10 protein-coding genes are annotated in these 12553 nt (G+C 61.9%); 8 read left to right on the forward strand and 2 right to left on the reverse strand.

All coding sequences use genetic code 11. The features are described 5' to 3' along the window. Nucleotides 1-141 precede the first annotated feature (141 nt). The 5 genes from pldA (at nt 142) to yigL (ending at nt 5451) form a co-directional block, all read left to right on the forward strand. On the forward strand, nt 142-1020 hold the full coding sequence (gene pldA / locus I6G83_RS07955; protein WP_054305773.1) for a phospholipase A: 879 nt from the start codon (nt 142-144) through the stop codon (nt 1018-1020). A gap of 85 nt (nt 1021-1105) precedes the next feature. After that, nucleotides 1106-2938, forward strand: a complete 1833-nt coding sequence (gene recQ / locus I6G83_RS07960; RefSeq protein ID WP_041411688.1) for an ATP-dependent DNA helicase RecQ — start codon at nt 1106-1108, stop codon at nt 2936-2938. A 2-nt stretch (nt 2939-2940) separates the two neighbouring features. Further along, nucleotides 2941-3570, forward strand: a complete 630-nt coding sequence (rhtC, locus tag I6G83_RS07965) for a threonine export protein RhtC (RefSeq protein ID WP_015344152.1) — start codon at nt 2941-2943, stop codon at nt 3568-3570. 32 nt (nt 3571-3602) lie between these two features. Next, on the forward strand, nt 3603-4643 hold the full coding sequence (gene pldB / locus I6G83_RS07970) for a lysophospholipase L2 (RefSeq protein WP_054305772.1): 1041 nt from the start codon (nt 3603-3605) through the stop codon (nt 4641-4643). 7 nt (nt 4644-4650) lie between these two features. Further along, nucleotides 4651-5451, forward strand: coding sequence for a sugar/pyridoxal phosphate phosphatase YigL (yigL, locus tag I6G83_RS07975; protein WP_015344154.1), 801 nt, complete (start codon nt 4651-4653; stop codon nt 5449-5451). Between the two features lie 67 nt (nt 5452-5518). Here the strand turns inward: yigL and glpQ are convergent, their stop codons facing one another. Then, nucleotides 5519-6598: a glycerophosphodiester phosphodiesterase gene (gene glpQ, locus I6G83_RS07980; protein WP_054305771.1), complete on the reverse strand. Its 1080-nt coding sequence runs from the start codon at nt 6596-6598 to the stop codon at nt 5519-5521. Between the two features lie 112 nt (nt 6599-6710). After that, nucleotides 6711-8063: a glycerol-3-phosphate transporter gene (gene glpT / locus I6G83_RS07985; RefSeq protein WP_015344156.1), complete on the reverse strand. Its 1353-nt coding sequence runs from the start codon at nt 8061-8063 to the stop codon at nt 6711-6713. Nucleotides 8064-8422: 359 nt separating this feature from the next. Between glpT and glpA the strand changes: the two genes are divergently transcribed. The 3 genes from glpA to glpC are packed head-to-tail and all read left to right on the forward strand — an operon-like array spanning nt 8423 to nt 12529. Beyond that, a complete protein-coding gene (glpA, locus tag I6G83_RS07990; RefSeq protein ID WP_054305787.1) occupies nt 8423-10072 on the forward strand; it encodes an anaerobic glycerol-3-phosphate dehydrogenase subunit A in 1650 nt (549 codons plus the stop codon). Next, on the forward strand, nt 10062-11333 hold the full coding sequence (gene glpB, locus I6G83_RS07995; protein WP_054305770.1) for a glycerol-3-phosphate dehydrogenase subunit GlpB: 1272 nt from the start codon (nt 10062-10064) through the stop codon (nt 11331-11333). Before glpA ends, glpB begins: the two co-directional genes overlap by 11 nt. After that, on the forward strand, nt 11330-12529 hold the full coding sequence (gene glpC / locus I6G83_RS08000; protein WP_054305769.1) for an anaerobic glycerol-3-phosphate dehydrogenase subunit GlpC: 1200 nt from the start codon (nt 11330-11332) through the stop codon (nt 12527-12529). Before glpB ends, glpC begins: the two co-directional genes overlap by 4 nt. The last annotated feature ends 24 nt before the right edge of the window (nt 12530-12553 follow it).

The raw sequence follows: 12553 nt of genomic DNA on the forward strand, positions 1-12553 counted from the left end.
TGTTGATTTTATGCTTAACCTTTGTTGCTTTCCAGACTATTCCAATAAAAGCGCCCCGGACTGCTGTAAACGTCGCTTTGTGTGTAAAATGGCCTGTTTTTATTTCAGGGTGTGTTTTTATTTGCTGGAGTGATGAGAATTATGCGTATTCTGTCAGGGGCCGTAATGGCAATGCTGCTGGCCCCGGCGCTGGTTCAGGCCGAAGAAGCGAAACAACAAGAAATACATGATAAACCGGCGGTGAACGGCAGCATTATCGCCAATATGCTGCAATCCCACGATAACCCGTTTACGCTCTACCCGTACGAACCTAACTACATACTGTATAGCTACACCAGCGATCTCAATAAAGAGGCGATCGACAGCTACAGCTGGGCGGATCACGCGCGCAAAGACGAGGTGAAATTCCAGCTCAGTCTGGCCTTCCCGCTGTGGCGCGGCATTGTTGGTGAAAACTCGGTGCTCGGCGCGTCCTATACTCAACGCTCCTGGTGGCAGCTGTCTAACAGCGGTCAGTCCTCGCCGTTCCGCGAAACCAACTACGAGCCGCAGATTTTCCTCGGCTGGGCGACGGATTACACCTTTGCCGGCTGGACGCTGCGCGATGTTGAGGTGGGGCTTAACCACCAGTCGAACGGCCGCTCGGAGCCGACGTCGCGCAGCTGGAACCGCGCCTACGCGCGCCTGATGGCGCAGAATGGCAACTGGCAGGTGGACGTCAAACCCTGGCTGCGTTTCTCCGAAAGCGCCAGCAGCGACGACAACCCGGATATCACCAAGTACATGGGCTACTACCGCCTGAAAGTCGGTTATACCTGGGGCGAGAGCGTGTTCAGCGTAGACGGCCACTACAACTGGAACAGCGGTTTCGGCGGGGCGGAGCTGGGCTGGAGCTATCCGATCACCAAGCACGTGCGCTTCTATACTCAGGTATTCAGCGGCTACGGCGAATCGATGATTGATTACAACTTCCGGCAGACACGCATCGGCGTTGGTGTCATGCTGAACGATATTATGTAATCATAGCCCCGCGTCCCAGAGGCCGCCGCACATACGGCGGCGGCCTTACTTATCGGGGTACTCAGAATTTAACATGGGGAAGTGTGTGTCTACCGCAGCAGTGATAAACAGCGAATTGCTGGCAGAGCAGGTGTTACGCGACACCTTTGGCTATCAACAATTCCGTCCGGGGCAACAAACGATTATCGATGCGGTAACCCGCGGCCAGGACTGCCTGGTGGTGATGCCGACCGGCGGCGGCAAATCGTTGTGCTATCAAATCCCGGCGCTGATGCTGGAGGGCCTGACCCTGGTGGTCTCCCCGCTGATCTCCCTGATGAAGGATCAGGTGGACCAGCTGCTGGCCAACGGCGTGGCGGCGGCCTGCTATAACTCGACGCAAACGCGCGAACAGCAGCTGGAAGTGATGGCCGGCTGCCGCAGCGGCGCGATTAAAATGCTGTATATCGCCCCTGAACGCCTGATGATGGACAGTTTCCTGTCGCTGCTCGACAGCTGCCCGCCGGCGATGCTGGCGGTGGATGAGGCGCACTGTATTTCCCAGTGGGGCCATGACTTCCGGCCGGAGTACCGCGCGCTCGGCCAGCTGAAGCAGCGCTTCCCGGCGATGCCGGTGGTCGCGCTGACGGCCACCGCCGATGAGACGACGCGCAACGACATTACGCGCCTGCTGGCGCTGCAGGACCCGCTGATTCAGGTCAGCAGTTTCGACCGGCCTAACATCCGCTATACGCTGGTGGAAAAATTCAAACCGCTCGATCAGCTGTGGCGCTTTGTGCAGGACCAGCGCGGTAAAAGCGGCATTATTTACTGCAACAGCCGCGCCAAGGTGGAAGACACCGCCGCCCGTCTGCAGAGCCGCGGCCTGAGCGTGGCGGCCTATCATGCTGGTCTCGACAACGCGCGGCGCGCGCAGGTGCAGGAGGGTTTCCAGCGCGACGACCTGCAGGTGGTGGTGGCGACGGTGGCGTTCGGTATGGGCATCAACAAACCCAACGTGCGCTTCGTGGTGCACTTCGACATCCCGCGCAACATTGAATCCTACTACCAGGAAACCGGCCGCGCCGGCCGTGACGGCCTGCCGGCGGAGGCGATCCTGCTGTATGACCCGGCCGATATGGCCTGGCTGCGCCGCTGTCTGGAGGAGAAGCCCGCCGGGCAGCAGCTGGATATTGAGCGCCATAAGCTCAACGCCATGGGCGCCTTTGCCGAGGCGCAGACCTGCCGCCGCCTGGTGCTGCTCAACTACTTTGGCGAAGGTAAACAGGAAGCCTGCGGCAACTGCGATATCTGCCTCGACCCGCCGAAGCGCTACGACGGGCTGGAGGACGCGCGCAAGGCGCTGTCGGCGATCGGCCGCGTCGGCCAGCGTTTCGGCATCGGCTACGTGGTGGAAGTGCTGCGCGGCTCCAATAATCAGCGCATCCGCGAATTCGGCCATGACAAACTGCCGGTGTACGGCATCGGCCGCGATCACACCACCGAACACTGGATCAGCGTGCTGCGTCAGCTGATCCACCTGGGCTTTATTACCCAGAACGTCGCCATGCACTCGGCGCTGCAGCTGACCGAAGCCGCGCGTCCGGTACTGCGCGGCGAAGTCGAACTGCAGCTGGCGGTGCCGCGCATTCAGAGCCTGAAGCCGCGCGGCGGTTCGGCGCAGAAATCCTACGGCGGCAACTACGACCGCAAGCTGTTCGCCAAGCTGCGTAAGCTGCGCAAGTCGATTGCCGATGAAGAGAATATCCCGCCGTACGTGGTGTTTAACGACTCGACGCTGCTGGAAATGGCGGAGCAGATGCCGACCCGGGCCAGCGAGCTGCTGAGCGTCAACGGCGTCGGCCAGCGCAAGCTCGAACGTTTCGGCACGCCGTTTATGGCGATGATCCGCGACCATATGGATAACGACGAGGAGTAATCATGCTGATGCTGTTTCTGACGGTCGCGCTGGTGCACCTGATTGCCCTGATGAGTCCGGGGCCGGACTTCTTCTTTGTTTCGCAGACTGCCGCCAGCCGCTCGCGCCGCGAGGCGATGATGGGCGTGCTGGGTATCGCCCTCGGGATCGTGGTGTGGGCCGGCGTGGCGCTGATGGGGCTGCACCTGATTCTGGCGAAGATGGCCTGGCTGCATCAGATTATCATGGTCGGCGGCGGCATCTATCTGTGCTGGATGGGCTGGCAGCTGCTGCGTTCGGCGCGCGCCAGGCGCGGGCAGCCGGCGGCGCTGCCGGACGAGGCGAGCGTGACGCTGGCCAAACCGGGCCGCAGCTTTATCCGCGGGTTTCTCACCAACCTGTCCAACCCGAAAGCGGTGATCTACTTCGGCAGCGTGTTTTCGCTGTTTGTCGGCGACAGCGTCGGCGCCGGCGCGCGCTGGGGACTGTTTCTGCTGATCGTGGCGGAAACCTTCGCCTGGTTCAGCCTGGTGGCGATGATTTTCGCCCTGCCGGCGATGCGCCGCGGCTATCAGCGGCTGGCGAAATGGATCGACGGGCTGGCGGGCGTTCTGTTCACCGGTTTCGGTTTACACCTGATTTTTACCCGCTGAGCGGGCGGCGCTAGCGGAAAGGAAGGCATGTCATGACGGCGTCTATACTCAGCCCCGATGAATGGCTCACGCGTGAAACCCAGTTTGCGGCCTTTGCCACCGGCCCGCTGCTGGATTTCTGGCGCACGCGCCAGGAGGGTGAGTTCAGCGGCGTCGACGAGGTGCCGATTCGTTACGTACGCTTTAGCGCGCCGCAGCATCAGCGGGTGGTGGTGATCAGCCCCGGCCGCATCGAAAGCTATGTGAAGTACCCGGAAGTCGCCTACGATCTGTTTCAGTGCGGCTACGACGTGATGATTATCGACCACCGCGGGCAGGGGCGATCCGGGCGTCTGCTGGCGGACAGCCACCGCGGCCACGTGGTGAACTTTGCCGATTACGTCGAAGATTTTACGCGCTTTTATCAGCAGGCGGTGCAGCCGCTGGGCTATCGCCAGCATTTCGCCCTGGCGCACTCGATGGGCGGCGCGATTCTGGCGCAGTTCCTCGCCCGCCAGTCGCAGGCGTTCGTCGCCGCTGCGCTGTGCGCGCCGATGTTCGGCATCTACCTGCCGATGCCCGACTGGATGGCGCACCGCATCCTGAACTGGGCGGAGAAACGGCCGAACGTGCGCGATTACTATGCGGTGGGCACCGGCCAGTGGCGGCCGCTGCCGTATATGGTCAACGTGCTGACCCACAGCCGCGAGCGCTACCGGCGCGCGGTGCGTTACTATGCCGACTACCCGGAGCTGCAGGTGGGCGGGCCGACTTACCACTGGGTGCGGGAAAGTATTCAGGCCGGGCAACAGGCGATTGCCGAGGCCGCAGAGATCGCCACGCCAATCTTGTTATTGCAGGCCGGTGAGGAACGGGTGGTCGACAACCGTTCGCACCAGGCTTTTTGTCAGGCACTGTCAGACGCGGGACACCCTTGCGAAGGGGGAAAACCGCGGGTTATCCAGGGCGCACGCCATGAGATCCTGTTTGAGCGGGACGCTATGCGCGCCGAAGCACTAAACGCAATCCTGCGTTTTTATGCTCAACACGCTTTCAGCGGCGCCGATGCCGCCGACAACTCCATTAGAGGTTGACCTATTTATGTATCATGTTGTTGCTTCCGACCTGGATGGCACCCTGCTGTCCCCTGACCATACGTTGTCACCTTATGCCAAAGAGACGCTGCAGCTGCTGACGCAGCGCGGGGTGCATTTTGTGTTTGCCACCGGCCGTCACCATATCGACGTGGGGCAAATCCGCGATAACCTCGGCATCAGCGCGTTTATGATCACCTCCAACGGCGCGCGGGTGCACAACACCGCCGGCGAGCTGATCTTCAGCCACAATCTGGACGGCGATATCGCCCGCGATCTGTACGGCATCGTGCATAACAGCCCGGATATCACCACCAACGTCTACCGTAACGACGACTGGTTTATCAACCGCAACAGCCCGGAGCAGGAAGAGTTCTTCCGCGAGTCGGTGTTCAAATATCAGCTGTTTGAGCCAGGCCTGCTGGAAACCGACGGCGTCTGCAAGGTGTACTTCACCTGTGACGACCACGAGAAACTGCTGCCGCTGGAAGCGGCGATTAACGCGCGCTGGGGCGACCGGGTGAACGTCAGCTTCTCGTTCCCGACCTGTCTGGAAGTGATGGCCGGCGGCGTGTCGAAGGGGCATGCGCTGGAAGAAGTGGCGAAGATTATCGGCTACACGCTGAAAGAGTGCATCGCGTTCGGCGACGGCATGAACGATCTGGAGATGCTGGCGATGGCGGGCAAAGGCTGCATTATGCGCGACGCGCATCAGCGCCTGAAGGATAAGCTGCCGGAGCTGGAGGTGATTGGCTCCAACGTGGATAACGCGGTGCCGCACTATCTGCGCGAGATGTTTCTCTCCTGAGTGATGCGGCCGGGGCGCGCCCCGGCCGGCATCGATAGCATGGCTGACCTGTCGGCCAGCCTGCGTTTTACCGGTGTTGTCCCTGTTTTTGCAGGAACTGCACGCCTTTGTCCGGGAAGTCGGTGAATACCCCGTCAACGCCGGCCTGGTTATAAATCACGTCGTACAGCTGGTTGACGTCGGTGACGTACTTCGGCAGCGCGTCGGCGCGGATGGTGAACGGATGCACTGCCAGCTTGTTGGCGTGCGCCTCTTTCACCATGTCGGTCAGTACGATATGGCCCGGTTTGGACTTCTCTGCTTCCACCAGCATGTGGTAGTCAGGCCCGATGCCGTCGGCATACTGGGCGATCTGCTTCATCGCGCCCGGCTTGAACATCCAGTCATAGTCGTAGTTGACCCACTTGCCGTCGGCGTTCTGCTCGTAGGTTTCATTCCAGTCGTTATAGGCGATCAGCTGCACCAGCTTCAGATCCATGCCCAGCTTCGGCTCCAGCTCGGTTTTGATGCGTTTCAGCTCGTTGGCGTCGAAGCACTGCAGGTAGACGTTATCGTTCTTACCGGTGTAGCCGTACTGCTTCAGCACCGCCAGCACTTTGCTGGAGATGTCTTTCCCTTCCTGCTGGTGGAACCACGGCGCCTTGATTTCCGGATAGATGCCGATGTTCTTGCCGGTTGAGTGGTTCAGGCCCTGCACGAATTCAATCTCTTCCTGGAAGGTGTGGACGCGGAAGTCGGATTTACCCATCGGGAAGCGGCCCGGGTAGCTCTGCACCTGCTTGCCGTCTTTGATATCAAAGCCTTCGGTGAACTTCAGCGATTTGATTTCGGCCAGGGTAAAGTCGATGGCGTAGTAGCGCCCGTCTTTGCGCGCGCGGTCCGGGAAGCGTTTGGCGACGTCGGTCACGCGGTCCAGGTAGTGATCGTGCAGCACCACCAGTTCGTCATCCTTAGTCATCACCAGGTCCTGCTCGAGGAAATCTGCACCCTGTGCGTAGGCCATGGCCTTGGCCGGCAGCGTGTGCTCCGGCAGGTAGCCGCTGGCGCCGCGGTGGGCGATCACCACCTTGTCGGCGGCAAAGGCGGCGCTGCTCATGGTTGTCGCCAGAATAATCCCTGACAGCAGGGCTTTAACGTGAGTCCGCATAGTCTTCTCCTTAAGTGGCAGGGTAGCCGTGGGCGGCATCGTTGCCAGTGAGTGGGAATAAAAAGGCCGCGGTGCGGCGGCCTTTTAGGATAGTGCATGATTTTCGTGACGATTAGTCGCGTTTGGCCGCAACTTCTGCGTGATGTTTCTTCTCGTTCAGCATGGTCAGCAGCAGCAGGATGACTGCGGCGATGCTGCCGCCGATCATCACCATAAAGCCGCCGTCCCAACCGAAGAAGTCCACGGTGTAGCCGACGATGGCGCTGGCGGCGACCGAGCCGCCCAGGTAACCGAACAGGCCGGTGAAGCCGGCGGCGGTGCCTGCGGCTTTCTTCGGCGCCAGTTCCAGCGCGTGCAGGCCGATCAGCATCACCGGGCCGTAAATCAGGAAGCCGATAACCAGCATACAGATCATGTCGATCGTCGGGTTGCCCGCCGGGTTCATCCAGAAGACGATGGTGGCGATGGTCACCAGCGTCATAAAGAAGACGCCGGTGGCGCCGCGGTTGCCTTTAAACACTTTATCCGACATCCAACCGCACAGCAGGGTGCCCGGAATACCGGCATATTCGTACAGGAAGTAGGCCCAGGAGGACTTATCCAGCGCGAAGTGCTTCACCTCTTTCAGGTAGGTCGGCGACCAGTCCAGAATGCCGTAGCGCAGCAGGTAAACGAACACGTTGGCGACCGCGATATACCACAGCAGCTTGTTCGGCAGGATGTACTGCATAAAGATCTGCTTGGCGGTCAGCTCTTCTTCCGCTTTCTCGCTGTAATCGTCCGGGTAGTCGTTTTTATACTCTTCCACCGGCGGCAGGCCGCAGGACTGCGGCGTATCGCGCATCAGGCCGAAGGCGATCAGGGCCACCAGAATGGCGCCGAAGGCCGGCATATACAGCGCGGCGTGCCAGTCGTTGAACCAGGCCATGCCGAGCAGGAACAGCAGCGGCGGCAGACCGCCGCCGACGTTGTGGGCGCAGTTCCAGACGGAGACGATCTGGCCGCGTTCTTTCTGCGACCACCAGTGCACCATGGTGCGGCCGCACGGCGGCCAGCCCATGCCCTGGAACCAGCCGCACAGGAACAGCAGCACGAACATCACGGCGATGCTGGAGGTGGCCCACGGAACGAAGCCCATAAACAGCATGACGCAGGCGGCCAGGATCAGACCGGCGGGCAGGAAGACGCGCGGGTTAGAGCGGTCGGACACCGAGCCCATGATAAATTTGGAAAAACCGTAAGCGATGGAGATCCCTGACAGGGCGAAGCCCAGATCGCCGCGGCTGAAGCCTTCTTCGATCAGATAAGGCATCGCCAGGGTGAAGTTCTTACGCACCAGATAGTACGCGGCGTAGCCGAAGAAAATTCCCATAAAAATTTGCCAGCGCAGTCGGCGATAGAGCGGATCTACCTTGTCGACCGGCACACGAGCAATGTGTGCGGCTGGCTTAAAAATACTCAACATGAGCGCCTCCGATGGCTTTATCAGTTATGACACGCTCAGAGCAGGCGTTCTGAGTCGTGTTTGAGCGGATGTTTGGGTGTTGCTTTTTGTTCTATAACGAGCGCCATGCTAGACAAAACCCCTGGTTGGCTCTGTGATGGATGGCGCATTTGTTACACTTTTATAAAACAACGGCGAATTTTGAGCGATTCGTTAACGTTATGAAATAGAGAAAAGCAAAAAAGTCGTGATAGCGATCACATAAGTGGACTTTTATGGACATTTCTCTTTCGTTTTATGTTCGTTATTGTTCCTTATCAAACAAAGCCCGCACGAACTGTGGATCAATAGCCCCATCATCAGCGTCATTGGGGGTGGAAATGAGCCACGCTGCACCGGTAACTGAAACGGATGTCATCATTATAGGCGGCGGCGCGACCGGCGCCGGTATTGCCCGCGACTGCGCGCGCCGCGGCATACGCTGCCTGCTGCTGGAACGTCACGATATCGCCACCGGCGCCACCGGGCGCAACCACGGCCTGCTGCACAGCGGCGCGCGCTATGCGGTGACCGACGGCGAGTCCGCCCGCGAATGCATTGAAGAAAACCGTATCCTGAAGCGTATTGCGCATCACTGCATTGAACGCAGCGATGGCCTGTTCATTACGCTGCCGCAGGATTCGCTGGCGTATCAGCAGCAGTTTATTCAGGCCTGTCAGCAGGCCGGCATTGACGCCCAGGCGATCGACCCGCAGCTGGCGCTAAGCCTGGAGCCGGCGGCCAACCCGGCGCTGATCGGCGCAGTGCGGGTGCCGGACGGCACGGTGGATCCCTTCCGGCTGACCGCGGCCAACATGCTGGATGCGCGCGAACAGGGCGCGCAGATCCTGACCTACCATCAGGTGGTGGGGCTGCTGCGCGTGGGCGATCGCGTGCGCGGCGTGCGCGTTTACGACCATCAGCAGCGGCGGCAGTATGAAATTCGCGCTGAGGTGGTGGTCAACGCCGCCGGCATCTGGGGCCAGCAGATCGCCGAATACGCCGATCTGCGCGTGCGCATGTTCCCGGCAAAGGGGGCGCTGCTGATCCTCGGCCACCGCATCAATAACATGGTGATCAACCGCTGCCGCAAACCGGCGGACGCCGACATTCTGGTGCCGGGCGATACCATCTCGCTGATCGGCACCACCTCGACGCACATTGATTACGACCAGATCGACAACATGCTGGTGACGCCGCAGGAAGTGGATACGCTGATGCGCGAAGGGGCGCTGCTGGCGCCCGCGATGGCGCAAACCCGCATTCTGCGCGCCTACGCCGGCGTGCGGCCGCTGGTGGCCAGCGACGACGACCCGTCCGGGCGCAACGTCAGCCGCGGCATCGTGCTGCTCGATCACGCGCAGCGCGACGGCCTGGAAGGCTTTATCACCATCACCGGCGGCAAACTGATGACCTACCGGCTGATGGCGGAGTGGGCCACCGATCTGGTGTGCGAAAAACTCGGCGTCAGCGCCCGCTGCACCACCGCCGAACAGGCGCTGCCCGGCTCGCGCCAGTCGGCGGAGGAGACCGTGCGCCGCGTGGTGTCGCTGCCGGCCAGCATCCGCGGTTCGGCGGTGTATCGTCACGGCGACCGCGCCGCTCTGGTGCCGGCCGAAAACCGTCTTGATACCAGCCTGGTGTGTGAATGCGAAGCGGTAACCGCCGGTGAGGTGCGCTACGCGGTGGAGTCGCTGACGGTGAATAACCTGGTGGATTTACGCCGCCGCACCCGCGTGGGGATGGGCACCTGTCAGGGTGAGCTGTGCGCCTGTCGCGCCGCCGGCCTGCTGTCCCGCTTTAACGTCACGACGCCGCAGCAGTCCATCGCCCAGCTCTCCCACTTCCTGAACGAACGCTGGAAGGGCGTGCGGCCCATCGCCTGGGGCGATGCGCTGCGCGAAAGCGAGTTCACCAGCTGGGTCTATCAGGGGCTGTGCGGGCTGGACGCGTGCGGCGACGTTAAACAGGAGGCGGATGATGCAATTTGACGTGGTGGTGATCGGCGGCGGACTGGCGGGCTTAAGCTGTGCGCTGCGGCTGAGCGAGCTGGGCAAGCGCTGCGCGGTGGTGAGCAACGGCCAGAACGCGCTCTATTTCGCCTCCGGCTCGCTGGATTTACTGGCGCAGCTGCCGGACGGCACGCCGGTGGCGGCGCCGCTTGATGCGCTGCCGGCCCTGGCGCGGCAGGCGCCGCAGCACCCTTACTCTTTGATGGGAGCGCCGCAGGTGGCGGCGCTGGCGGATGAAGCGCAGCAGCTGCTGCAGCGCTGCGGCCTGGCGATGCAGGGCGACTGCCGGATGAACCACCTGCGCATTACGCCGCTGGGTACGCGGCGGGCGACCTGGCTCAGCCCGCAGGCGGTGCCGACCACGCCGCTGGACGCGCCGCTGCCGTGGCGCAGCATTGCGGTGCTGGGCATTGAAGGGTTTCTGGATTTTCAGCCGCAGATGGCGGCCAGTTCGCTGCAGAATCAGCAGGGCGTTGACGTCCGCATTGGCCAGCTGCATCTGCCGGCGCTCGACCGTCTGCGCAATAACCCCAGCGAATTTCGCGCGGTCAATATCGCCCGCGTGCTGGACATGCCGGCACAGGGCGCCGCGCTGGCGGAGGAGATCCGGCGGCTGGCGGACGAGGCGGAGGCGGTGTTCCTGCCGGCCTGTCTGGGGCTGGAAGACGATCAGGCGCTGCAGACGCTGCAGCAGAGGTTGGGTAAGCCGGTGCATCTGCTGCCGACCCTGCCGCCTTCGGTGTTGGGCATGCGTCTGCATCAGGCGCTGCGCCAGCGTCTGGTGCAGCTGGGCGGCGTGCTGATGCCCGGCGATCGCGCGCTGCGCGCCGAGTTTGACGGCGGACGGGTGACGGCGCTGTATACCCGCAACCACGGCGATATTCCGCTGCGGGCGTCGCAGCTGGTGCTGGCCGGCGGCAGTTTCTTCAGCAACGGCCTGAGTTCGGATAGCAACGGCATCCGCGAGCCGGTATTCGGGCTGGATGTCTACGACAGCGCCGAACGCGCCGACTGGTGCCGGCGCGATCTATTCGCACCGCAGCCTTACCTGCAGTTTGGCGTACGCACCGATGCGCGGCTGCGCGCCATCAGACAGGGGCAGGCGCTGGACAATCTGTACGCCATCGGCGCGGTGACCGGCGGCTACGACCCGTTGCAGCAGGGCTGCGGCGCCGGCGTATCGCTGTTGGGGGCGCTGCATGCCGCCCGGAATATTGTTGAACAGGGGGAGGGCGCATGAGCCTGACGAGCGACAACAGCTTTGAAAGCTGCATCAAGTGCACCGTCTGCACCACCTATTGCCCGGTGGCCAAGGTCAATCCGCTCTATCCGGGGCCGAAGCAGGCGGGGCCGGACGGCGAGCGCCTGCGGCTGAAGGACCCGGCGCTGTATGACGAAGCGCTGAAGTACTGCACCAACTGCAAACGCTGCGAAGTGGCCTGCCCGTCGGAGGTGAAAATCGGCGATATTATCCAGCGGGCGCGCGCCGAGCTGAGCCAGAGCACGCCGAGCCTGCGCGACGCCATCCTCAGTCACACCGATATCATGGGCTCGCTGTCGACGCCGTTCGCGCCGATCGTCAACGCCGCCACCGGCCTGAAGCCGGTGCGCAAGCTGCTGGACAAGGCGCTGAAAATCGACCATCGCCGCACGCTGCCGAAGTACTCGTTCGGCACCTTCCGCCGCTGGTATCGTCAGCAGGCGCAGCAGCAGCGGCGCTATGGCGAGCAGGTGGCGTTTTTCCACGGTTGCTTCGTCAACTATAACCATCCGCAGCTGGGCAAGGATCTGATCCGCGTCTTTAACGCCATGGAGATCGGCGTGCAGCTGCTGCAGCGGGAAAAATGCTGCGGCGTGCCGCTGATCGCCAACGGCTTTATCGATCAGGCGAAAAAGCAGGCCGCCGTAAACGCCGAATCGCTGCGTCAGACGGTGCTGGAGCAGGGCATTCCGGTGGTGGCCACCTCGTCGAGCTGCACCTTTACTCTGCGTGACGAGTATCCGCACCTGCTGGGGGTGGATACCACGGCGGTGCGCGACCGCGTGGAGCTGGCGACGCGCTATCTCTACCGCCTGCTGAGCGAGGGCCGGACGCTGCCGCTGCGCTCTACGCCGCTGCGCGTGGCCTACCATACGCCGTGTCATATGGAGAAAATGGGCTGGACGGCCTACACCCTGGAGCTGCTGCGGCAGATCCCCGGCGTGGAGCTGGTGGTGCTGGATTCCCAGTGCTGCGGCATTGCCGGTACGTACGGCTTTAAATCGGAGAATTACGCTACTTCACAGGGTATCGGCGCGTCGCTGTTCCGGCAGATTGAGCAGAGCGGCGTGGATTTGGTGGTGACCGATTGTGAAACCTGCAAATGGCAGATTGAGATGTCGACCAGCAAGCGCTGTGAACACCCGATTACGCTGCTGGCGCAGGCGCTGGCGTAAGCCTGAGGGAAACGGGGCCGGCGT

The organism is Serratia rubidaea (genome assembly GCF_016026735.1).
In the GTDB taxonomy this organism is placed as follows: Bacteria; Pseudomonadota; Gammaproteobacteria; order Enterobacterales; family Enterobacteriaceae; genus Serratia_B; species Serratia_B rubidaea.

Coding starts and splice junctions, on each gene's coding strand:
- yigL (WP_015344154.1), top strand. CDS start 4,651: ATGTATCATGTTGTTGCTTCCGACCTGGATGGCACCCTGCTGTCCCCT.
- glpA (WP_054305787.1), top strand. CDS start 8,423: ATGAGCCACGCTGCACCGGTAACTGAAACGGATGTCATCATTATAGGC.
- pldB (WP_054305772.1), top strand. CDS start 3,603: ATGACGGCGTCTATACTCAGCCCCGATGAATGGCTCACGCGTGAAACC.
- glpB (WP_054305770.1), top strand. CDS start 10,062: ATGCAATTTGACGTGGTGGTGATCGGCGGCGGACTGGCGGGCTTAAGC.
- glpQ (WP_054305771.1), bottom strand. CDS start 6,598: ATGCGGACTCACGTTAAAGCCCTGCTGTCAGGGATTATTCTGGCGACA.
- rhtC (WP_015344152.1), top strand. CDS start 2,941: ATGCTGATGCTGTTTCTGACGGTCGCGCTGGTGCACCTGATTGCCCTG.
- glpC (WP_054305769.1), top strand. CDS start 11,330: ATGAGCCTGACGAGCGACAACAGCTTTGAAAGCTGCATCAAGTGCACC.
- pldA (WP_054305773.1), top strand. CDS start 142: ATGCGTATTCTGTCAGGGGCCGTAATGGCAATGCTGCTGGCCCCGGCG.
- glpT (WP_015344156.1), bottom strand. CDS start 8,063: ATGTTGAGTATTTTTAAGCCAGCCGCACACATTGCTCGTGTGCCGGTC.